Origin of the sequence: Microbacterium sp. CH1, from assembly GCF_001595495.1 — a bacterium.
Classification (GTDB): domain Bacteria; phylum Actinomycetota; class Actinomycetes; order Actinomycetales; family Microbacteriaceae; genus Microbacterium.
Window position 1 is genome coordinate 410163 of record NZ_LOSO01000015.1, and the last position, 21588, is coordinate 431750.

The following is a 21588-nucleotide window of genomic DNA, read 5'->3' on the forward strand; positions in this document are numbered from 1 at the left end:
GGGATGGTCATGACGGACGACGACGATGTCGAGGAGCGCAGGACCCTGCAGCGCAAGGCCTTCGGCCCCGGCGGAGGCCTCACGGACGCGGAGGCCGCGCGCCTGCGACAGCTCGACGATGCTCGGCGGCGTCCGTCTCCGGGACCGAGCACGCCCTCCCGGGAGTCCGTCGCCACCGTCCAGGACGACGGCGAGACTCCGACAGGAGACGACGCTCCCGTGGTGCCGGACGAAGAGCCCACGGACGGCGCCGCCCGGACCGACGGCCCGGCCCTGAGGGAGGCGCGGGCTCGTTCGCGCGGGATGCTCGTGCTCGCCGCGGTCGTCATGGTCCTCCTCGGGGTCGGCATCGGGTGGCTCGCCTTCGGCCGGACCGGCGGTGCCGCCGTCGCGCTCAGCGCCGAGCAGCAGGGATGGCAGTCCGAGCTCGTCGCCTCCGGGACGTACGACCCCGGATCGGTGCGCGCCGTCGCGGCGGAGGAGGGCGCGGTCATCTGGATGGCGACGAAGAACGGCGGAGCGAGCGTCTGCCTGGTCCTCGGATCGGCGGAGAGCACGACGCCGAGCTGCAATCGGCGCGAAGACGTCCAGAAGGAAGGGCTGTGGGGCGAGGTGACGACGCACCGTGACGAGGACATCACGAGGCAGGTCTCGGCGCAGCTCCTTCTCACTCGCGACGGGGAGCCCGCGGTGAGCGTCGGCGTCTCGGAGTTCGGGTCGGACCGCGGCAGCGGCATCACCTACGCGACCGAGGAAGAGACCCGCACCGCCCGACGCCTGGCGGAGGAGGGGTTCGACCCGAACTCGATTTGGATCGTCGGATACGACGGCGACGTCCCCGTGTGGACGGCGTCTGCGCAGGGGGTGGGGCGGCATTGCCTCGTCTACGACGGGTCGACGTCCGACGCGCCGATGGCCTGCGAGGAGAGTGAGACTCTGCAGGAGCACGAGGGGCGGCTGCGACTGCAGGTGACCGATGCGGAGACCGGGGGAGTGACGACCTACGAGCTGCCGACCGGAGCCGGACTGCCGTCGTTCACGATCATCCGAGAAGGGAGCGACGTCGGTGCGGGAGGAGACTGACCGACCGCAGTCCGGAGCCGACGACGCGGAGCGCAGGGCACTGGAGCGTGCGGCATACGGCCGTGACGGCGGGCTCGACGCTGCCGCGGCCCTCCGGCTGCAGGAGCTCCAGGCGGAGCGTCGCCGCGCAGCCCTGTCCGCGTCCGAGGAACCGGCGACGTCCGCATCCCCGGACCCCGGCGGTGGGAAGGAGGTCGCGGACGCTCTCCCGGCGCCGGAGGGCGAGCCGGTCGCGGAAGACGCCGCGCCGGAGAATCCGGAGGACGTCTCGGCGTCCGAGGCACCGGCCGCGAACCGCCGCGGTCTCGCGAAGGTACTCGTGGCGTCGGCGGCTCTCCTCGCGATCGGCGTGGGGGCCGGGTGGGCGCTGTTCGCCCCGCGGTCGGACGCGTTCCCTCTGACGGAGGCGCAGGAGGACCGGCGGACCGAACTCGCCGACTCGGGCTACGACCCCGGATCCGTCCGCCCTGTGGGGGAGGCGGAGGGGGCTCTCGCCTGGTTCGCCACGCAGGACGCCGGGGAGACGCGGTGTCTGATCCTCGATGCCGGCGCCGACTCCGCGTTTACGTGTCTGCCGAAGGGAGAAGTGGCCCCGGGCCTCTACGCCTCGATCGCCGTGCCCGGGCCGGCGGCAGCCGACGAGGGAGATGCCTACGCCGTGGACAGCATCACCGCGACCATGCTGTTCTCCACCACGGAAGAGCCGATGGTGAGCATCCAGCGCTGGGGGCAGTCCTCGGCACTGGTCGACCAGTTCGGTGCCGAGGACCGCCCCAGGGCGAAGGAGCTGATCGACGACGGTTACACGCTCGGTCTCACGCTCCTCGGGTCCTTCCGGGGGCAGCCGGTCTGGCTCGGTGACCGCGCGTCGGAGGAAGGCCCCACTCAGCGATGCCTCATCGTCGACGTCGACGGTTCACGGCAGTGCGCGGCGATGTCGGAGGCGATCGAGACAGGCCTCGGCGTGCAGGTCGTGGACACCGAGCAGACATCGGGAGAGGTCCTCTCCGTCTCCGTTCTGGAAGTGGCGTTCACCCGCAGGCAGGTGCCCTACCTCACCGTGACGACCGCATCGACCGCGGCGAGGACGCTTTCCGGCGACTCCTACCTCGTGACCACCGGGCCGCCCGGGGATCCGATCCGCGTCGACATCCCGGGCCGCGACCCGCAGGGCTGACGGGCACTCAGTCCGCGGCGGGCACCCGGTCGGCGAGGATCGCGCGGCGCTGATCGCCGAACCGGGCGAGGATCAGGGTCGCCTCGGCGTCGCCGCGCAGGGTCAGCTTGCGCCGGAAGGCCGCTGGATCGACGTCCACCCCGCGCTTCTTGATCTCGATGCGGCCGATGCCGTGGGCCTTCAGGGCCGCGTTGATCGTCTTCGGCGTGATCGGCAGCGCCTCCCGGACGCGGAAGGACTGCACGAACGGGCTCGTCAGGGCGGCGTCGGAGGTCAGGTACGCGATGCGCGGATCGAGCATCCCCGCGTCGAGGCTGCGGGCGACGTCGCCGATGAGCCGGGCCCGGATGACGGCCCCGTCCGGCTCGTGGAGGAAGGCCCCGAGCGCACGGACCGGAGCATCCTCGGCATCCGCGGATCCGGTGAGCTCGTGCGAGCGCTCGCCGCGGATGACGAGGGCGGAGCGCCGCACCCCTTCCCTCGCGAGCTCGCGCGACCACACCACGAGCTCGACCACGCTCCCGTCGGCGCTGACCCACTGCGTCTCCGCGTCCGCGGGCAGGGCGTCGCGGTCGTGGGCGGGGCCGAGCTTGATCCCGGTGGGGCGCTGCGCGGCGACGGCGAACGCCCAGTCGAGCGACGGCGAGTAGTCGTCGGCGGAGACGCGCCGGGTCTCGCTGTGCCCGGAGGTGCGGCGGGCGGGGTCCATCCAGATCGCCTGGCCGGGGATCGGTTCTCCGAGCGCTTCCTCCGCGGTCGCGTGGCGCACCGTGGCGTCGTCGCCGAACGGGGCGAGGTTGTAGGCGGCGAGGGCCGCGGTCACCTCGTCGGCATCCACGGCGTGCACCGCCAGTCCGGCGCCGGCGAATGCGAGGGCGTCGCCGCCGATCCCGCAGCCGAGGTCGGCGACACTCGTGAGGCCGGCCCGGCGGATCCGCTGGGCGTGGCGGGCGGCCACCCCGAGGCGGGTGGCCTGCTCGAGGCCCGCGCGGGTGAACAGCATGCGGGCGGCGAAGGGGCCGAACTTCGCCGTGGCCTTGGCTCGCAGGTGCGCCTGGCCGACGACGGCGGAGACGAGGTCGGGGGAGTGTCCGGCGGCCCGCAGTCGGGAGACCGCGGTCGCCGCCTCGGCGGTGGAGGTGACCGGCCCGAGCGCATCGAGCAGCTCGAGGCCGGCAGGGGTCAGCAGGGCGCGCAGCTCGGACATCTCCACCCTCCCACCCTAGGACGCGGTCGCCGCCGGATCGGGGTTGGCACTCGCATTGCATGAGTGCCAGCCGACCGCCTACACTGGCATTAGCACTCTCGGGTTGAGAGTGCGAACGAGTCTTTCGTGTCAGCGTCAAGAAAGAAGAGGTAGACCGTGTCGGTTTCCATCAAGCCGCTCGAGGACCGCATCGTCATCAAGCAGGTCGAGGCCGAGCAGACCACCGCGAGTGGCCTGGTCATCCCCGACACCGCCAAGGAGAAGCCCCAGGAGGGCGAGGTCGTGGCGGTCGGCCCCGGCCGTATCGACGACAACGGCAACCGCGTTCCGCTCGACGTCGCCGTCGGCGACCGCGTGCTCTACAGCAAGTACGGCGGCACCGAGGTGAAGTTCGGCGCGGACGAGTTCCTCGTCCTGTCGGCTCGCGACGTCCTGGCGGTCGTCGTCCGCTGATCGCACACCCGGTTCCCTCCGCTCGCCGGACGGAACCCGGTCCGGAGAGGGCCCGGATGCTTCGGCATCCGGGCCCTCTTCTGCGCCCCGGACGGCGCGTCGCCCGGCGGCGCAGGCATAGGGTTGTGCGGTGACTGTTGAGACGACCCGCGCCACCCGGACGGCGGGCGTCGCCTACGCCGGCAGCGCGTATCTGCTGTGGGGCGTCCTGCCGCTCTACTTCCTCCTCCTGCAGCCCACCGGTCCCTGGGAGGTCGTGGCCTGGCGGGTGCTGCTCTCCTTCGTCTTTTGCCTCCTGCTGCTCACGGTCATGAGGGGATGGGCCGCCTTCCTCGCCATCGTCCGGAGTCCGCGGCTGCTGGGGTGGACGGCCCTGGCCGGCCTTCTCATCTACGTCAACTGGCAGGTCTTCGTCCTCGGCACGCTGAGCGGGAACGTGGTGGAGACGGCGCTCGGCTACTTCATCAACCCGATCACGACGGTTCTGCTCGGCGTCTTCGTGCTCAAGGAGCGCCTCCGCCGGCTGCAGTGGGCGGCCGTCGGGATCGCGGCCATCGCGGTCGTGGTTATCGTCGTGGCGTACGGCCACGTCCCCTGGATCGCCTTGACGCTCACGGCCTCCTTCGGCCTGTACGGGCTCCTCAAGAAGAAGATCGGCCCCGCCGTCGACGCGGTCAGCGGGCTGACGCTCGAGTCGTTCTGGCTGATCCCCATCGCGGTGGTGCAGCTTGTGATCGTGGCGACGACGCCGGCCGGTTTGACCATGGGGACTGCGGGCTGGCCGCATGCCGTGCTGCTCGCGTTCGCGGGAGTGGCGACGGCCGTGCCCCTGCTGCTGTTCGCGGCCGGCACGCGTCGCGTCGATCTCACCGTCATCGGCATGCTGCAGTTCCTCACCCCGATCCTGCAGTTCGTGATCGGGGTCGTCGTGCTGCACGAGCCGATGCCGCCGGAGCGCTGGATCGGGTTCGTCCTGGTGTGGATCGCGATCGGGGTCTTCGTCGTCGATCTGCTGCTCGCCGCGCGGCGCGGCCGGCGGGACACCCCCGCGGCGGTGCCCTGATCCCGCCCGCCCACAGGCGGAAACAGCGGTCCTGGATCGTTAACGCACCGAGATACTTGCCCCTCCTGCGCGCGGGGTGCACGCCCTAGTGTTAGAGCACCCGACTGTGGTCACCGTCCACGTTCGTTTACGCAAGGGAGCATCATGAACGCACTGAAGGGCTCGCGCAGCGCGAGGATCTTCGCCGGGATCGCGCTGGTCAGCGCCTCCGCCCTCATCATCGCGGGCTGCAGCAGCACGCCGGACGCGGAGCCGTCGGACGGGGGTGGCGACAAGCCCGCCGCCGACCTGACGCTCAAGCTCGGCTCACTGCTGCCCGCCACCGGTACGCTCGCGTTCCTGGGCGCGCCGATGGAGGCCGGCGTCCAGCTCGCCGTGGACCAGATCAACGAGGCCGACGCGGGCATCACGATCGACCTCAGCACGGCCGACGAGGGCGACCTCGACAACAAGGCCTACGAGACCTCCATCACCAACCTGCGCAACGACGGCATCACCGCCATGATCGGCGCGGCGTCCTCCAGCGTCACCAAGCTCATCCTCGACGGCAACGCGGGCGCGGACATCCTGACGGTGTCCCCGTCCAACACCTCGCCGGACTTCACGGGCATCAACCCGATGTACTTCCGCACCGCCCCGAGCGACAACCTCCAGGGCGAGGTCCTCGGCAACGAGATCGCCGAGGACGGCCACAAGACGCTGGGCATCATCTACCAGAACGACCCCTACGGCACGGGTCTGTTCGAGGCGATCAAGGCCACGTTCGAGAGCACCGGCGGCGAGGTCGTCGCCGACGCCTCGTACAACCAGGGCGACGGTCAGTTCAACGCGCAGGTCTCGGAGATCGCTGCGGCCAATCCGGATGCGGTCGCCGTGGTCTCCTACGACCAGTTCGCGACCATCGCTCCGCTGCTCGGCAACGCCGGGGTGGACACGGGCTCGCTGTACCTCGTCGACGGCAACCTCAAGGACTGGGGTACCGACATCCCGATCAGCCTCGAGGGCTCGAAGGGCACCCGCGCCGGCGCCGAGCTTCCGCAGGACTTCCTCGACCAGCTGAACGCGGTCTGGACGGCCGAGGGCAACGACCCGATCGACGCCGTGACGTACTCGTCCGAGGCCTACGACGCGGTGGTGCTGATCGCTCTGGCCGCGCTGAAGGCCGGCTCGGTCGAAGGCCCGGACATCGCCGCGGAGATGATCACCGTCTCCGGTGGTGACGGCGACGGCGAGAAGTGCGACAACTTCGCCGACTGCGCCGCGATCATCAACGACGGCGGCACGCCGGACTACGACGGCCTCTCCGGTGAGATCACGTTCGACGAGAACAACGACCCGAAGGGCGCTGCCATCGGCGTCTACGAGTTCGACTCCGAGAACGTCACCTCGCGCATCAAGTAACGCAGCGACGACGAGGGCCCCGGATGCGTCGGCATCCGGGGCCCTCGTCGTTCCTGGGCCGTGTCTCAGGCCGCGTCGGTCCCGAGGGTGCCGAGGTAGAGGCCGATGACCTTCGGGTCGTTCAGCAGCTCCCGGCCGGTGCCCTCGTAGGCGTCCTTGCCCTGGTCGAGCACGTAGCCGCGGTCGCAGATCTGCAGGCACCGCCGGGCGTTCTGCTCGACCATGATCGTCGTGACGCCCGCCTTGTTGATGTCGGAGACGCGGATGAAGGCGTCGTCCTGCCGCACGGGGGAGAGGCCGGCGGACGGCTCGTCGAGCAGCAGCACCGAGGGGTCCATCATGAGCGCGCGGGACATGGCCACCATCTGCCGCTCACCGCCGGAGAGCGAGCCGGCACGCTGCTTCAGGCGTTTGCCGATCTCGGCGAAGATGCTGCTGACGAACTCGAGCCGCTCCGCGAAGATCTTCGGGTTCTGGTAGAGGCCCATCTCCAGGTTCTCCTGGATGGTGAGCGACGGGAACACGTTGTTCGTCTGCGGCACGAAGGCCACACCGCGGCGCACGAGCTTGTCGGCCTTGAGGCCGACGATGCTCTCGCCCTTGACCGTGATGTCGCCCTCGCGGACGTTCACCATGCCGAAGATCGCCTTGAGGAGGGTCGACTTCCCGGCGCCGTTCGGGCCGATGATGCCGATGAGCTCACCCTGGCGGGCGACGAGGTTCGCGCCGTTGAGGATGTTGACTCCCGGAAGGTAGCCGGCGTGCACGTCCTTGAGCTCGACGACGACATCATCGGGCCGGGCGGCGCTTTCGGCGGGGGTTGCGGTGCTCATGCCTTGTCCTCCTCGGCGGCGTCCTCGGCCTCGACCTCGGCCTCGACCTCCGTCTCGATCTGCTCGCGGATGCGCTCCGCATCGGCGTCGGAGATCACCGGGAGACGGCCGGTGACGGCACCGAGGTCCACGTCCTGATGCGCACCGAGGTAGGCGTCCACGACCGCGGGGTCCTCCATGACGGTCTCCGGCGGCCCCTCGGCCACCACACGCCCCTCAGCCATCACGACCACCCAGTCGGCGATGTGACGGACCATGTGCATGTCGTGCTCCACGAAGAGCACGGTCATCCCGAGGTCCTTGAGGTCGAGGATGTGATCGAGGAGCGACTGGGTGAGGGCGGGGTTCACCCCGGCCATCGGCTCGTCGAGCATGACGAGGCTCGGGTCGCTCATGAGGGCCCTGGCCATCTCCAGCAGCTTGCGCTGACCGCCGGAGAGCGACGCTGCGAAGTCCTGCTCCTTGGCGTCGAGCTTGAAGCGCACGAGGAGTTCGTGCGCGCGCTGCTCGATCTCCTGCTCCTGCTTCCGCCAGAGGAAGGGGAACAGGCCCGCCCAGAAGCCCTCGCCGCGCTGGTCCTTCGCGCCGAGCTTCATGTTCTCCAGCACGGTCAGCAGCGACAACGACTTGGTGAGCTGGAAGGTGCGCACCTGTCCCATCCGGGCGACCTTGAACGACGGGATGCCGGACAGGTTCTTGCCGTCGTAGGACCACGTCCCGCTGTTGGGCTTGTCGAAGCCGCACAGGAGGTTGAACAGCGTGGTCTTGCCGGCACCGTTGGGGCCGATGAGCGCCGTGATGGCGCCGCGGGGGATCTCGAGGTGATCGACGTCGACCGCGGTCAGGCCGCCGAAGCGCCGCTGCACGGCGTCCACGACGAGGATCGGGTCGACCTTCTTGACTCCGGGGGCGGCAGGACCCGCGGCGAGGCCGGTGGTCTTCGCGCGGGGAGCGCTCTTCGCGGGCGTGACGGCCGCGTCGTTCTCACTTGACAAAGGTCATCTCCCTCTTGTTCCCCAGGATGCCCTGCGGGCGGAACACGACGATCAGCATCAGCACGATGCCGATGAGGATGTAGCGCACCACGTCGGCCTGAGCGCTCGTCATGGGCAGGTAGCCGGCCGTGGCCATCGCGGGGAGGAGCGCGCCGAGGAAGGCGAACACCACCCAGAAGAGCACGGCGCCGAGCGTCGGGCCGAACACCGTGGCCGCGCCGCCGAGGAGCAGGATCGTCCACAGGAAGAACGTCAGCGACGTGGAGTAGCTGCCGGGGATGACCGCCGACGGCAGGACGAAGACGATGCCGCCCAGCGCACCGATCACGCCACCGACCACGAGGGCCTGCATCTTGTAGGCGAAGACGTTCTTGCCGAGCGAGCGCACGGCGTCCTCATCCTCGCGGATGCCCTTGAGCACCCGGCCCCACGGGCTGCGCATGAGCGCCCAGACCACGAGGATCGTCAGAGCGAGGGTGAGCAGTCCGAACACCCGTACCCAGAGGTCGTTGGCGTTGTACGTCCACGGGCCGAAGCCGTACGTCCCCGGCGGGAACGGGTTGGCGTCGCGGAAGCTCTGGTGGTACCCGGACAGACCGCCCGCGGAGTTCGTCCAGTCCTTGAAGAGCTCCGTGACGAACATCAGGCGCACGACCTCTGCGGCCGCGATGGTCGCGATGGCGAGGTAGTCGGCGCGCAGCCGCAGGGTCGGGATGCCCAGCAGCAGGGCGAAGAGCGCACCGCCGGTCAGGCCGACGAGCACGCCCAGCCACCACGGGAATCCGAAGGTGAGGATGGAGATCGCGTAGCCGTAGCCGCCGATCGCCATGAACGCCGCCATGCCGAAGTTGAGCAGACCCGTGTACCCGAAGTGCACCGCGAGGCCGGTGGCCGCGAGCGCGTAGGCGATCGTCGTCGGGCTGAACAGGTAGGAGGCGGTGTTGCCGAAGATGCTTCCGAAGTCCATGCGTCAGCCCAACCTTTCCTTGCGTCCGAGGATGCCCTGCGGTCGCACGAGCAGGATGATGATCAGCGCGACGAGGGCGCTGGCGTACTTGAGGTCGGTAGGCACCCCGAGGAGTGTGGAGACCTCGACGGCGAGACCGACGATGATCGAGCCGATCAGCGCGCCGATCGCGGAGCCGAGACCGCCGAGCGTGATGGCGCAGAACATCAGCAGCAGCATCTGCATGCCCATGTCCCACTTCACGCCGGGGCGGAAGTAGGCCCAGAGGATGCCGGAGATCGCGGCCAGCGTGCCGGCGAGGATCCAGACGACGCGGATGACCTTGTCCACGTCGATGCCGGAGGCGGCGGCGAGCTGCGGGTTGTCCGAGATCGCCCTCGTCGCCTTCCCGATGCGGGTGCGGGTGAGGAAGAACGCGACGCCGAGGATCACGATGATGCTCGTGGCCATGCCGATCATGTCGATGTACGACAGGGAGATCGGACCGAGGCGGATCGGCTCCGGACTCGCGCCGGGCAGCTGGTAGGTGTTGCCGCCGATGATGTACTGCAGGCCGTAGCGCAGGGCCAGCGAGAGGCCGATGCTGACGATCATGAGCTGGACGACGCCCAGACCACGGCGCCGCAGCGGCTTCCAGATGCCGGCGTCCAGCGCCCAGCCGAGCGCCGCGCCGCCGATGACCGCGGCGATGATGCCGGCCCACAGCGGGAGCTGCCAGAAGGAGGTGACGACGAGGGTGATCACCGCACCCCACGTCACCATCTCGCCGTGCGCGAAGTTCGACAGCCGGGTGGTGCCGTAGATGAGCGCGGCGCCCATCGAGGCGAGCCCCAGCAGGAGTCCGAAGTTCAGACCGCCCACCAGGCGCGACAGGAGCTGATCGAGGAAGGAGACGGTCACCCGCTCGCCCTCGCCGAGGAAGAGGTTGACGATCTTCGTCCCGGTGAGACCGAACTCCAGCTCGAACGAGGCGGTCGTGCCGGCGACGGGCTGGATGCCCTCGGGAAGCTGCGTCGCGTCGACGATCACGCCGTCCGGAAGCGTGGACTCGTCCACCGTGAGGGTGTACGTCTCCTTCTCCGGCACGTAGAGGCGCCACTTGCCCTCGGCGTCCGTCTCGGTCTCGGCGTCGAAGCCGTTGCCCTCGATCGTCATGACGACGCCCTCGACGGGCTCGTCGCCGTCGGTGACGACACCGGCGAAGTAGAAGTCGGTGACCTCCTGCCCGTCGTCCGTGGTCTCGGCGGAGGCCGCTGAGGGAGGGAGCAGGAGCGATGCCGCGAGCGCCATCAGGATTCCGAAGAAGGCGAAGGCCCAAGGGCGCTTTCGCGGTCCGGCGAGTGCTGTGGGTCCCACGCAACCTCCACTGTGAGTGCTGTCTCCGCGGGCTCGGGTCGAACCGCGGGGATGGACGACGCACTTGAGCGTAATGGGCGATCGGCGAATCACCTATCGTCCCGGCCAACGGTCCGGTAACGACGGGGCCCTGGGAATGTTCTCGGGCGTGTCTCGCTTAGAATCTCCATACGGGTCACGCCCGCGCACCGGCCGACGTCGACCCCCCATTCGCACCCGGATCCGCGCCACTCGCGCAGGAGGAGATTCCATGGACCAGCACGATCCCTTCGGCTTCGTCGGACTGACCTACGATGACGTGCTGCTGCTCCCCGGGCACACCGACGTCATCCCCAGTGAGGCCGACACGTCGTCCCGGATCACCCGACGGATCTCCGTCGCGACGCCGCTGCTCTCCAGCGCGATGGACACGGTGACCGAATCCCGCATGGCGATCGCCATGGCTCGGGAGGGCGGCATCGGCATCCTGCACCGCAACCTCTCGATCGCCGACCAGGCCGCGCACGTCGACCGCGTGAAGCGCAGCGAGTCCGGCATGATCACCGACCCGATCACCACGACGCAGGACGCGACGGTGGAGGAGGTCGACGCGCTGTGCGCCAAGTACCGGATCTCCGGTCTCCCGGTCGTGGACGACGAGGGTCGCCTGGTGGGCATCATCACGAACCGCGACATGCGCTTCGTCTCCGGCTTCGAGCGTCAGAGCACGTTCGTCAAGGACGTCATGACGAGGGAGAACCTCGTCACCGCCCCCGTCGGCGTCGCCGCGGGCGAGGTCATCGCGCTGTTCGCGAAGCACCGCGTCGAGAAGCTGCCCCTCATCGATGAGGACGGCAAGCTCGCCGGACTCATCACCATCAAGGACTTCGACAAGAGCGAGAAGTACCCGCTCGCCACCAAGGACGACCAGGGCCGGCTGCGGGTGGGCGCGGCGATCGGCTTCTTCGGCGACGCGTGGGAGCGCGCCGAGGCCCTCCGCGACGCCGGAGTGGACGTGCTCGTCGTGGACACCGCCAACGGGCAGTCGCAGGGCGTGATCGACCTCGTCAAGCGTCTCAAGGCCGACGAGTCGTTCGCCCACATCGACGTGATCGGCGGCAACGTCGCCACCCGCGAGGGCGCGCAGGCGCTGGTGGACGCCGGTGTCGACGCGGTCAAGGTGGGCGTGGGCCCCGGCTCGATCTGCACCACCCGCGTGGTCGCCGGTGTCGGCGTGCCGCAGGTCACCGCCGTCTACGAGGCCTCGCTCGCGGCGCGCCCCGCCGGCGTCCCGGTGATCGCCGACGGCGGCCTGCAGTACTCGGGCGACATCGCGAAGGCGCTCGTCGCCGGTGCCGACGCCGTGATGCTCGGCTCGCTCCTCGCCGGCACCGACGAGTCGCCGGGCGAGATCGTCTTCCAGTCGGGCAAGCAGTTCAAGCAGTACCGCGGGATGGGCTCGCTCGGTGCCATGCAGACGCGCGGCAAGCAGACGTCCTACTCGAAGGACCGCTACTTCCAGGCCGACGTGCCCAGCGACGACAAGCTGATCCCGGAGGGCATCGAGGGCCAGGTCCCCTACCGCGGCCCGCTCTCGGCCGTCGCCTACCAGCTCGTCGGCGGCCTGCGGCAGTCGATGTTCTACGTCGGCGCCCGCACCATCGAGGAGCTCAAACAGCGCGGCAAGTTCGTGCGCATCACCTCGGCCGGACTCAAGGAGTCGCACCCGCACGACGTGCAGATCGTCGTCGAAGCGCCGAACTACAAGAAGTGACCGCGACCCCCGGTCGGGGACGCACGAGGGGCCGGATGCGCTGCATCCGGCCCCTCGTCGTTCGCGGTGCGGTCAGCCGCAGCGGTAGGTGACGCCGCCGACGTCCCAGACCCCGGGGCCGAGCTCGGCGCACGTCCCGATCACGCCGGCCAGCACGGTCGCCAGCAGGATGATGCCGATGATCGCGAAGATCGTCAGGATGGCGCCGACGATGATGCCGGCGATCGCGATGCCCTTGGGAGCCTTCGCCTTGCCGAGTTGCACGGCGGCGATGATGCTGAGGATGAGGCCGACCGGCGGCAGCAGGAACGCCAGCACGAGGCCTATGATCGACAGCACCCGCCCCGGGGGCGACGTCGGCACGTCCTGCGCGGAGGGGGCGCCGGGCGGGGGAGCGGAGGCGGCGGGATACGGCGAGGGCGTGCTGCGGGGCGGCGGCGGGTTGTAGGGCGGCGGGGCGTCGGGCGGCGGTGCGTCGGTCATGATCTCTCCTCGGTTCCGGTGGTAGCCCAGAGCGTAGCGACGGCGGGACGGGCGTGCCATCCCCCTTCCGCGGGCCGCGGGCCGCGCGTACGGTGCCGGTATGTGCCGAAACATCGTGCCTCTGAACAACCTCGAGCCCGCGGCCACCGACGAGGAGTGCCGCGAGGCCGCACTCCAGTTCGTCCGCAAGATCTCCGGGGCGACGGCGCCGTCGCGGGCGAACCGTGAGGTCTTCGATCGCGCGGTGGCCGAGATCGCCGTGGCCACGCGGCGGCTGCTCGACGATCTCGTGACCTCGGCGCCGCCCAAGAACCGCGAGGAGCAGGCGGCGAAGAGGCGGGCGCGATCGGCGGAGCGGTACGAGGCGATCCGGCTCTACCAGGAGGAGAAGCGGGCGGCGCGCGCGGGCTGAAGCGCTGCGGGCCGGGGGTGGAGCCCTGTGCCAGAATCGACGTACCCCGCTCGACTTTCCCTGCGGCCCGGTGATGAAGGCACCGCGGTCGCATCGCCGAACCCCCTCGGCAGGGAATCTCCCCAAGGAGAGCTGTACATGGCTGAGGTCCCCCCTCGCATCCTCGTCGTCGACGACGACCACGACGTCGCCCTGCTCGTGAAGACCGTCCTGGAACGGCGTGCGGGCTGCGTCGTCGATCTCGCGGACGACGGCCGGTCGGCGCTCGAGAGAGCCGCGGCGGTGAAACCGGACGTCGTCGTCACCGACATCGAGATGCCGGGACTCAGCGGTCTGGAGCTCCTCGCGGAGCTGCGCCGCCTCATGCCCACCGTGCCGGTCATCGTCATGACGGCGCACGTCTCGGTCGAGTACGCCGTCTCCGCGCTCCGGGCGCAGGCCGACGAGTTCCTCACCAAGCCGCTCGACAACGCCCGGCTCGTGGAGTCGGTCACCCGGCTCGTCGAGGAGTCCCGGCGTCGGACGGCGGAGGCGAAGACCGGTGAGGTCGTCCTCGCGATCGGAGCGCACCCGGACGACGTCGAGATCGGTGTCGGCGGCATCCTCGCGGCCCATGCGGCCGCCGGCGATCGCATCACCATCCTCACGCTCTCCCGCGGAGCGCGCGGCGGTGATGCGGACAGCCGCCAGCACGAGTCCCTCGCCGCCGCCGAGCAGGTGGGCGCCCGGCTGTTCGTGAAAGACCTCGTCGACACCGAGATCTCCGGTGGCGGGTCGACTGTCCGCCTCATCGAGGAGGTCGTGCAGGAGATCCAGCCGACCATCGTCTACACGCACTCGCACCACGACCGTCATCAGGATCACCGCGCCGTGAACGAGGCGACGATCGTCGCGACGCGCCGCGTCGGCACGGTCGCGTGCTACCAGAGCCCCTCCGCGACCATCGACTACCGGCCCACGCGCTTCGTCCGCATCGACCGCTTCCTCGACGACAAGCTGCGGCTGCTGGAGTGCTTCCAGTCCCAGGCCGCGGCGAACCGGGAGTACCTCGAGCCGGAGTTCGTCACGGCCACCGCCCGCTACTGGTCGCGGTTCGGCGGCGGCGTGGCCGTCGAGCCGCTGGAGGTCGTGCGCGAGACCGCCGAGTTCATCGGCGCCCATGAACTGACCCGACGGGAGAGCTGATGACGAAGCGCGTACTGGTCACCGGAGCCGGGGGCCCCGCCGGGGTCGCGGTGATCCGCTCCCTGCTGCGCCGGTCCGATCTGACGGTCTTCGCGGCCGACATGGACGGCTGGGCGAGCGGCATCTACCTCGTCCCGCCGGCGCAGCGTCGTCTGGTCCCCCCGGGACGCGACGCGGACTTCGTGCCGGCGATCGCGCGCATGGTCGCCGAGGACGGTCTCGACCTCGTGATCTCCACCGTCGACGTGGAGCTGATCGCGCTCGCGGACCGCCGGGACGAGCTGGCCCCCGCGGTCCTCGCCGCGCCGCCCGCCGACACGCTGCACACCGCCCTCGACAAGCTCGCCCTCGCGGAGCGCTGCGCGCCGACCGGTCGTGTGCCGCGCACCGTGCTCGCCGGCCCGGATGCCGCGGAGGTCGCGTGGGAGTTCCCCGTGTTCGCCAAGCCCCGGCAGGGCGCGGGCAGCCGCGGTGTGCGCCTCGTCCCCGACGCGGAGGCGCTCGCCGCCCTCCCTACGGATGAGGGCCTGATCGTGCAGGACTTCCTCCCGGGCGAGGAGTACTCGGTCGATGTGATCGCCGACGCCTCCGGCGGCGTGGTCGCCGCGGTGCCGCGCACCCGTGCCCGTGTGGACTCCGGGGTCGCGATCGCCGGCCGCACCCTCCGCGACCCCGAGCTCGAGGAGACCGCCGCCGCCATCGCGCGGGCGATCGGCCTCGTCGGCGTCGCCAACGTACAGCTCCGCCGCAATCGGGACGGGCGGGCCGTGCTGCTCGAGGTCAACCCGCGCTTCCCCGGGGCGCTCCCGCTGACGATCGCCGCCGGGGTCGACATCCCGTCGCTCGTCGCCGACCTCTTCCTCGGCCGGGAGATCCCGGTGCAGGTGCCCTTCCGTGAGGTCGCCTCCGTGCGCTTCCTGGAGGACGTGATCGTCGAGGTCGACGACCTGCTCGTGTCGGCGCACGCCGGTCACCAGGAGGAGCTGTGAGTCATCCCGCCCTGCGCGGAGACCACCACGTCCACTCCACGTTCTCCGACGACGCGGTCTCCACCCTGGAGGAGAACGTCGCCGCGGCTGCGGCCGTCGGTCTCGACACCGTCCGTCTCGTCGACCACGTGCGGCAGACCACGACCTGGGTACCCGAGTACCTCGCCGCCGTCCGCCGCCTGCCCGTCCCGGACGGATTGACGGTGCTCACCGGAGTGGAGGCGAAGATCCTCGACGCCTCGGGCGCGCTCGACATCCCGGCGCTTCCGGCGGGCATCGACCGGATCCTCATCGCCGATCATCAGTTCCCCGGCGTGGACGGGCCGCTCGGACCCACCGCGGTCCGCGAGCGCATCGCCGCGGGCTGGGCGCAGGCCGACGTCCTCGACCAGTTCGTGGACGCCGTCATCGCCACCATGCGCCGCCATCCGGGCAACCAGCTCGCGCACTGCTTCTCGATCCTGCCGAAGATCGGTCTCGCGGAGGAGGAGCTCGGGGTCGAGCGCCTCGACGCGTGGGCGCGAGCCGCCGCCGAGACGGACACGCTCGTCGAGGTCAACGAGAAGTGGGTGTGCCCCGGCGCGGAGGCGCTGAACGCCCTGGAGCGCGCGGGCGCCGGCATCGTGGCCTCCACCGACAGCCACGTGGCCGCGGACGTCGGCCGGTACTCCCGCATCGTCCCGCTGCTCACCGGGACGGAAGGACACTGATGCCCGAACTGACCTGGATCGAGACGGTCGTCGTCGTCATCCTCCTCCTCTGCGTGCTGATCGGCACGCTGCCGGTCGTCAACACCGGTCTGCAGTTCCTCATGCTGCCGCTGCACGCCTTCCGCAATCACTACGGCAAGGCCGCCCCGTACCACCCGAACGTGGCCGTGGTCATCCCGGCATGGAACGAGGGCCTCGTCATCGGCCCCGCGATCGAGCGGCTGCTCCAGCTCGAGTACCCCGCCGAGCGCCTCCGCGTCTTCGTCGTCGACGACGCGTCCACGGACGACACCCCGGCCATCGTCCAGCAGAAGGCGGCGACCTATCCGGGGCGGGTCGTCCACCTGCGACGCGAGAAGGGCGGCGAGGGCAAGGCGCACACGCTGAACCACGGCCTCGACGTCGTGCTCGCCGACCCGTGGACCGAGGCGGTGCTCATCATGGACGCCGACGTGATCTTCGCGCGCAACTCCCTGCGCAAGCTCACCCGGCACCTCGCCGACGAGGAGGTCGGGGCCGTCACGGCCTACATCGCGGAGGGCAGCAGGGACCGCAACTACCTCACCCGGTTCATCGCGATCGAGTACGTCATCGGCCAGCTCTCGGCACGGCGCACGCAGAACGTCGGGGGAGCGATCGCCTGCCTCGCCGGGGGCGCCCAGCTGCATTCCCGCGCGAACCTCGAGGCGATCGGCGGACGCATCCCGACGGGCACGCTCGCCGAGGACACCATGACGACCTTCGAGAGTCAGCTCCACGGCCGCCGGATGGTGTTCGAGCCGCACGCCGTGGTGCTCGCCGAGGAGCCGCGGACGATCGACAGTCTCTGGAAGCAGCGGCTGCGCTGGGCGCGCGGCAACGTGCAGCTCACCTCGATCTACAAGAAGCTCTGGTTCCGTCCGAGTCGCGACCACAACCTGGGCAGCATCCCCTTCGGGCTGGCCTGGTTCACGATCCTGCTGATGCCGGCGCTCCTGCTCCTCGCCGCCACCGCGATGATCGTCCTCCTGCTCCTGCACAGCGACGTCGCGGAGTTCGTGTTCCGGTTCATGTGGATCGCCGCGGCGGCCATCTACATCTTCTCGATGCTCTACTCCGTCCAGCTCGATCCGCGCATCGGGCGGCAGTCCTGGCGCGAGGCGATCATGTTCCCGGGGCTCGGGGCGCTGATCCTCATGGCCCTGGCGCTGTTCCCCTGGGCCCTGGACGGCCTGATCGGCGCGGCGGGGCAGGAGTCGACGGAGCAGACGCGTGTGCTGTGGCTGATGGCGTTCGCCCTCTGGGGGCCGGTGTCGATGCTCGGCATCTGGCTCGCGCGGGCGGTCGAGCCGCTTCCGGCCGGACGCTTCTTCGCGGGCCTGCTGCTCTACGTCTGCGGGTACGGATCGCTGCTGTGCGCGATCACCGCCGACTCGTACCTCAAGGAGTGGCGTCGCGCGGACGCCTCCTGGATCAAGACCGAGAAGATCGGACGGGTCGACTCATGACCGACGCACCATCGCACGACGCCGAGGTGGAGGAGATCGCGGCCGATGCTAGGAAGGAGCGCCGCCTCATCCCGCAGGCGCTCATCTCCCTCGCCGTCGTGGTCGTGATCGTCGTCGTCCGAGAGCTGCTCCTGCGATGACCGGACGGCCGCTCGCCCTGGTCGTCGAGGACGCTCCGGATCAGGCGACCCTCCTGGGGCGGTACCTCGACCGGGAGGGCTTCGACGTGTTCGTCGCGCCCGATGCGGAGTCGGCCATCGCCGCCTTCCCGGACATCGACCCCCAGGTCGCCGTCCTGGACCTGCTGCTGCCCGGCATCTCCGGGCAGGCCTGCTGCCGCCTGATCCACGAACGCTATCCGGAGTGCTTCCTCATCGTCAGCTCGGTGCTGGACGTCGCGGAGTACCCGCCGGCGGACGCGGCCCTGCCGAAGCCGATCACCGGGGCCGACCTGCATCGCGCCGTGGAACGGGTCCCGCGATGAGGGCGACACCGCTGGAGCGCGCCGAGAACCGCTGGTATCGGGTCGTCGACAACCCGAACCCGATCGTCAAGCAGATCCCGACGCTCGTCGCCGCCGCGATCGCCGGCGTGATGACCTGGGCCATCCCCAGCCTGCCGTTCACCGATCTCACCCTCGCCCTGGCCGGCCTCGCGATCGTCCTCGTCGCGACGCTCCATGCCGGAGTGCTCAGCGCGCTGCACATCCGGGAGGGCTGGATCGTGCTCCTGGTCCCGATGGTCGACATCCTGGGATTGGGTCTCTTCCGCGCGGGGACGGGAGGGGCGGCGTCGCTCTTCGGCTCGCTCGTGCTGCTCCCCGTGATCTGGATCGCAGCGGCGCCCGGCATCCGCTGGGTCTTCGTCGTCGGCGCGTTCACGTCTTTCGCGCTGCTGATCCCCTACGTCATCGAACCGCCGACGAACGCGGTCGTGTGGCTCCGCGGCGTCGTCGGGCCTCTCGTCTTCGCGGCCGTCGCGGCCGTGGTGAATGAGCTCTCCCGGCAACAGCGCCTGCGGGTGCAGCAGGCGGAGGAGCTGGTCACGGAGCGGACCAAGGCGCTGTCCGAGAACGTCTCGATGATCGTGCAGCTGCGGCAGAAGGAGCACGAGTACCGCGTGCTGCTCGACTCGTTCGAGGGCCTGTGGGCGTCGATCACCGCGCAGGCCGTGATCGGCACCGATCGCGAGGGGCGCGTCACGGCGTGGAACCCCGGGGCCGTCCGCCTGCTCGGGCTCTCTCATGACGAGGCTCTCGACGACGTGCGTGTCGATCGCTTTTTCTCGTCGTCGGCGTTGACCATGCTGGCCGAGGACACCGCCGCACGCGAAGGGGACGCGGGGGCGGTGAGCGATCCGACCGCGCGCACCGGCGTCTCGGACGGACTCCGGGAGCTCTTCGCCCAGGCGGACGCCGGGCATACCGTCGACGGCGACATCGAGGTCAAGACCGCGGGCGGCACGACGGTACCCGCCCGGGTGACCGTGACGCCGCACAAGGATCCGTCCGGCGCGCAGCAGGGCTACCTGTTCGTGCTCACCGATGAGACGAGAGCCGTCGAGGTCGCGCGCATGAAGGACGAGTTCGTGGGGATGATCTCCCATGAGCTGCGGACGCCGCTGAGCGCGATCATCGGCTTCCTCGACCTGCTGCAGAACGATCCGGGTCAGCCGCTGACGGAGGACCAGCAGGAGTTCGTCGGCATCATCGAGCGCAACGCGAAACGCCTGCTGAACCTCGTCGGCGACCTGCTCTTCACGGCGCAGGTGGAGTCGGGGCGCTTCCCCCTGGAACGGGACGAGGCAGACGTCGCGGCGCTCGTGCGTTCGGCCGTGGCCTCGGCGGGACCGCACGCGCAGCGCGAGGGGATCGAGCTGGACCTGCAGGTCGGCGACGAGCCTATCCCGCTGCTCGTCGATCCCGGACGCCTCGGGCAGGCGGTGGACAACCTTCTCTCGAACGCCATCAAGTTCACCCCGCGCGGGGGTCGGGTGACGGCCGCCGTGCGTCGCCTGGACGGCGGGGTGCAGGTCGCCATCGCCGACACCGGGGTCGGGATCCCGCAGGACGAGCAGCGCATGCTCTTCACCCGGTTCTTCCGGGCCTCGACGGCCACCCGCAACGCCGTGCCGGGGGTGGGGCTGGGGCTCACGATCACGCGGGCGATCGTGCTGGCCCACGGCGGGTCCATGGACGTGACCAGCGAGGAAGGGGTGGGCACCGAGTTCCGTTTCTTCCTCCCAGCGGCGCCCAAGACCGAGGTGCTGCAGACCCTCAGCCGCGCGGACTGATAGCCTGGTCGGCTCGCTGTCCGCGGGCGGAAGGACGGCCACGCCTGTGGGGTACATCGACGCATCCGGGATCTCGCTGACGCTTCCCGATGGCAGACCGCTTCTCGACGAGGTGTCGTTCCGTGTCGGGGCGGGCTCGACGAGTGCTCTCATCGGGCCGAACGGGGCGGGGAAGACGACGCTGCTGCGGATCATCCGCGGCGAGCAGCCGGCCGACGACGGGGTGGTGACGATCGACGGAGGCCTCGGCGTCATGGACCAGTTCGTCGGACACGGCGAGCCGGGCCAGACCGTGCACGAGCTGCTCGTGCGGGTGGCTCCCATGCGCCTCCGTGCCGCCGCGGAGGCGCTGGAGGCGGCGGAGAACGCCCTCATCGACCGCGACGAGCACGACACCCAGATGGCCTACGCCTCCGCGATCGCCGAGTACGCGGACGCCGGCGGCTACGAGCACGAGACGGTGTGGGACCAGTGCACCGTGGCGGCGCTCGGCGTGCCGTTCGAGCGGGCGCGCTACCGCGAGCTCACCTCCCTCTCCGGCGGCGAGCAGAAGCGGCTCGCCCTGGAAGCGCTGCTGCGCGGCCCGGACGAGGTGCTGCTGCTCGACGAGCCGGACAACTACCTCGACGTGCCGACCAAGCGCTGGCTCGAGGAGCGGCTGCGCGCCACCGACAAGACCGTGCTGCTGGTCTCGCACGACCGTGAGCTCCTCGCCAGGGCCGCCGATCGGCTGATCACGCTGGAGCCCGGCGCGGCGGGGTCGACCGCCTGGGTGCACGGCGGGAGCTTCGCCACCTATCACCAGGCGCGCACCGACCGGATGGACCGGCTCGACGAGCTGCGCCGGCGGTGGGACGAGCAGCACGAGAAGCTCCGCGTGCTCGTCGCGAACCTCAAGGTCAAGGCGGCCGCGAACGACGGCTTCGCGTCCCGCTACCAGGCGGCGCAGACGCGGCTGCGGAAGTTCGAGGAGGCGGGCCCGCCCGAGGAGCGGCCCCCGGCGCAGGAGTTCGACATGCGCCTCCGCGGCGCCAGGACCGGCAAGCGGGCCGTCGTCGCGGACCGGCTGGAGCTGACCGGCCTCATGCGTCCGTTCGACACCGAGATCTGGTACGGCGACCGCGTCGGCGTGCTCGGCTCCAACGGGTCGGGCAAGTCGCATTTCCTGCGGCTGCTGGCCCGCGGCGGCACCGACCCGGACCCGTCCCTCGGGCACGTGACCGCGGTCGCGGGGGAGCTCCGTCCCGTCGCGCACACGGGGCGTGCGGTGCTGGGCGCCCGCGTGGTGCCGGGGCTCTTCGCACAGACCCACGCGCATCCGGAGTTCGTCGGCCGCACCCTGCTCGAGATCCTGCACCGCGGAGACGACCTCCGAGACGGGATGCCCCGCGACGCGGCGAGTTCGGCCCTGGACAGGTACGGCCTCGTCCGTCAGGCGCAGCAGCCGTTCGAGTCGCTCTCCGGGGGACAGCAGGCGCGGTTCCAGGTGCTCCTGCTCGAGCTCTCCGGCGCGACCCTGCTCCTCCTCGACGAGCCCACCGACAACCTCGACCTCGAGTCGGCCGAGGCGCTGGAGGAGGCGCTCGGACGCTTTGAGGGCACCGTGGTGGCGGTCACGCACGACCGGTGGTTCGCGCGCTCCTTCGACCGGTTCCTCGTGTTCGGCACGGACGGCGAGGTCTACGAGTCCGACGAGCCGGTGTGGGACGAGCGGCGGGTGGCGCGTGCGCGCTGACCGCCGC

The 21588-nt window shown here is 70.4% G+C and carries 21 protein-coding genes; 15 read left to right on the forward strand and 6 right to left on the reverse strand.

Annotated elements, in window-relative coordinates; translation table 11 throughout:
- Positions 1-9: 9 nt before the first annotated feature.
- Both AUV07_RS10350 and AUV07_RS10355 read left to right on the forward strand, forming a co-directional pair.
- Positions 10-1083, forward strand: a complete 1074-nt coding sequence (locus tag AUV07_RS10350) for a hypothetical protein (protein ID WP_157524006.1) — start codon at positions 10-12, stop codon at positions 1081-1083.
- Positions 1067-2260: a hypothetical protein gene (locus AUV07_RS10355; RefSeq protein ID WP_062635848.1), complete on the forward strand. Its 1194-nt coding sequence runs from the start codon at positions 1067-1069 to the stop codon at positions 2258-2260. Before AUV07_RS10350 ends, AUV07_RS10355 begins: the two co-directional genes overlap by 17 nt.
- Before the next feature lie 7 nt (positions 2261-2267).
- Here the strand turns inward: AUV07_RS10355 and AUV07_RS10360 are convergent, their stop codons facing one another.
- Positions 2268-3473 carry a THUMP-like domain-containing protein gene (locus AUV07_RS10360; RefSeq protein WP_062635849.1) on the reverse strand — a complete coding sequence of 402 codons (1206 nt, stop codon included), beginning with the start codon at positions 3471-3473 and terminating at the stop codon, positions 2268-2270.
- Positions 3474-3623: 150 nt separating this feature from the next.
- On the opposite strand from AUV07_RS10360, the gene groES reads away from it, so the two are divergent.
- The 3 genes from groES (at position 3624) to AUV07_RS10375 (ending at position 6384) form a co-directional block, all read left to right on the forward strand.
- Positions 3624-3920, forward strand: a complete 297-nt coding sequence (groES, locus tag AUV07_RS10365; RefSeq protein ID WP_017203655.1) for a co-chaperone GroES — start codon at positions 3624-3626, stop codon at positions 3918-3920.
- A gap of 130 nt (positions 3921-4050) precedes the next feature.
- The gene (gene rarD, locus AUV07_RS10370) at positions 4051-4983 is read left to right on the forward strand and encodes an EamA family transporter RarD (protein ID WP_062635850.1); all 933 of its coding nucleotides are present in this window, start codon (positions 4051-4053) and stop codon (positions 4981-4983) included.
- Between the two features lie 144 nt (positions 4984-5127).
- Positions 5128-6384, forward strand: a complete 1257-nt coding sequence (locus AUV07_RS10375) for an ABC transporter substrate-binding protein (RefSeq protein WP_062635851.1) — start codon at positions 5128-5130, stop codon at positions 6382-6384.
- 65 nt (positions 6385-6449) lie between these two features.
- Here the strand turns inward: AUV07_RS10375 and AUV07_RS10380 are convergent, their stop codons facing one another.
- Genes AUV07_RS10380 through AUV07_RS10395 form a run of 4 tightly spaced genes read right to left on the reverse strand, consistent with a single transcriptional unit; the run spans position 6450 to position 10469 of the window.
- Complete coding sequence (locus AUV07_RS10380; RefSeq protein ID WP_062635852.1) at positions 6450-7217, reverse strand: ABC transporter ATP-binding protein; 768 nt, start codon at positions 7215-7217, stop codon at positions 6450-6452.
- The gene (locus tag AUV07_RS10385; protein WP_060923109.1) at positions 7214-8212 is read right to left on the reverse strand and encodes an ABC transporter ATP-binding protein; all 999 of its coding nucleotides are present in this window, start codon (positions 8210-8212) and stop codon (positions 7214-7216) included. Before AUV07_RS10385 ends, AUV07_RS10380 begins: the two co-directional genes overlap by 4 nt.
- Entirely contained in the window at positions 8202-9179 is a 978-nt protein-coding gene (locus AUV07_RS10390; RefSeq protein WP_062635853.1) for a branched-chain amino acid ABC transporter permease, read from the reverse strand. The genes AUV07_RS10385 and AUV07_RS10390 overlap by 11 nt, the downstream gene beginning before the upstream one ends.
- Before the next feature lie 3 nt (positions 9180-9182).
- A complete protein-coding gene (locus AUV07_RS10395; protein WP_062635855.1) occupies positions 9183-10469 on the reverse strand; it encodes a branched-chain amino acid ABC transporter permease in 1287 nt (428 codons plus the stop codon).
- 316 nt (positions 10470-10785) lie between these two features.
- Here AUV07_RS10395 and guaB point away from each other — a divergent pair, with 316 nt between their 5' ends.
- Positions 10786-12288: an IMP dehydrogenase gene (gene guaB / locus AUV07_RS10400; protein WP_025103734.1), complete on the forward strand. Its 1503-nt coding sequence runs from the start codon at positions 10786-10788 to the stop codon at positions 12286-12288.
- Positions 12289-12360: 72 nt separating this feature from the next.
- Here the strand turns inward: guaB and AUV07_RS10405 are convergent, their stop codons facing one another.
- On the reverse strand, positions 12361-12771 hold the full coding sequence (locus tag AUV07_RS10405; protein WP_062635857.1) for a hypothetical protein: 411 nt from the start codon (positions 12769-12771) through the stop codon (positions 12361-12363).
- A 100-nt stretch (positions 12772-12871) separates the two neighbouring features.
- Between AUV07_RS10405 and AUV07_RS10410 the strand changes: the two genes are divergently transcribed.
- From AUV07_RS10410 to AUV07_RS10445, 9 genes are all read left to right on the forward strand, one after another.
- Positions 12872-13183: a DUF2277 domain-containing protein gene (locus AUV07_RS10410; protein WP_062635859.1), complete on the forward strand. Its 312-nt coding sequence runs from the start codon at positions 12872-12874 to the stop codon at positions 13181-13183.
- Between the two features lie 138 nt (positions 13184-13321).
- Positions 13322-14368 (forward strand): response regulator, encoded by a 1047-nt coding sequence (locus tag AUV07_RS10415; protein WP_062635861.1) that lies wholly within the window; start codon positions 13322-13324, stop codon positions 14366-14368.
- The gene (locus AUV07_RS10420; protein ID WP_062635863.1) at positions 14368-15357 is read left to right on the forward strand and encodes an ATP-grasp domain-containing protein; all 990 of its coding nucleotides are present in this window, start codon (positions 14368-14370) and stop codon (positions 15355-15357) included. Before AUV07_RS10415 ends, AUV07_RS10420 begins: the two co-directional genes overlap by 1 nt.
- The gene (locus tag AUV07_RS10425; protein WP_062635865.1) at positions 15354-16067 is read left to right on the forward strand and encodes a PHP domain-containing protein; all 714 of its coding nucleotides are present in this window, start codon (positions 15354-15356) and stop codon (positions 16065-16067) included. The genes AUV07_RS10420 and AUV07_RS10425 overlap by 4 nt, the downstream gene beginning before the upstream one ends.
- Positions 16067-17554, forward strand: coding sequence for a glycosyltransferase family 2 protein (locus AUV07_RS10430; RefSeq protein WP_025103740.1), 1488 nt, complete (start codon positions 16067-16069; stop codon positions 17552-17554). Before AUV07_RS10425 ends, AUV07_RS10430 begins: the two co-directional genes overlap by 1 nt.
- Positions 17551-17694, forward strand: coding sequence for a hypothetical protein (locus AUV07_RS17625; RefSeq protein ID WP_157524008.1), 144 nt, complete (start codon positions 17551-17553; stop codon positions 17692-17694). The genes AUV07_RS10430 and AUV07_RS17625 overlap by 4 nt, the downstream gene beginning before the upstream one ends.
- Positions 17691-18038 carry a response regulator gene (locus AUV07_RS10435; RefSeq protein WP_025103741.1) on the forward strand — a complete coding sequence of 116 codons (348 nt, stop codon included), beginning with the start codon at positions 17691-17693 and terminating at the stop codon, positions 18036-18038. The genes AUV07_RS17625 and AUV07_RS10435 overlap by 4 nt, the downstream gene beginning before the upstream one ends.
- A complete protein-coding gene (locus AUV07_RS10440; protein ID WP_062635867.1) occupies positions 18035-19846 on the forward strand; it encodes a sensor histidine kinase in 1812 nt (603 codons plus the stop codon). The genes AUV07_RS10435 and AUV07_RS10440 overlap by 4 nt, the downstream gene beginning before the upstream one ends.
- 46 nt (positions 19847-19892) lie before the next feature.
- Entirely contained in the window at positions 19893-21581 is a 1689-nt protein-coding gene (locus tag AUV07_RS10445; protein WP_062635869.1) for an ABC-F family ATP-binding cassette domain-containing protein, read from the forward strand.
- Positions 21582-21588 lie beyond the last annotated feature (7 nt).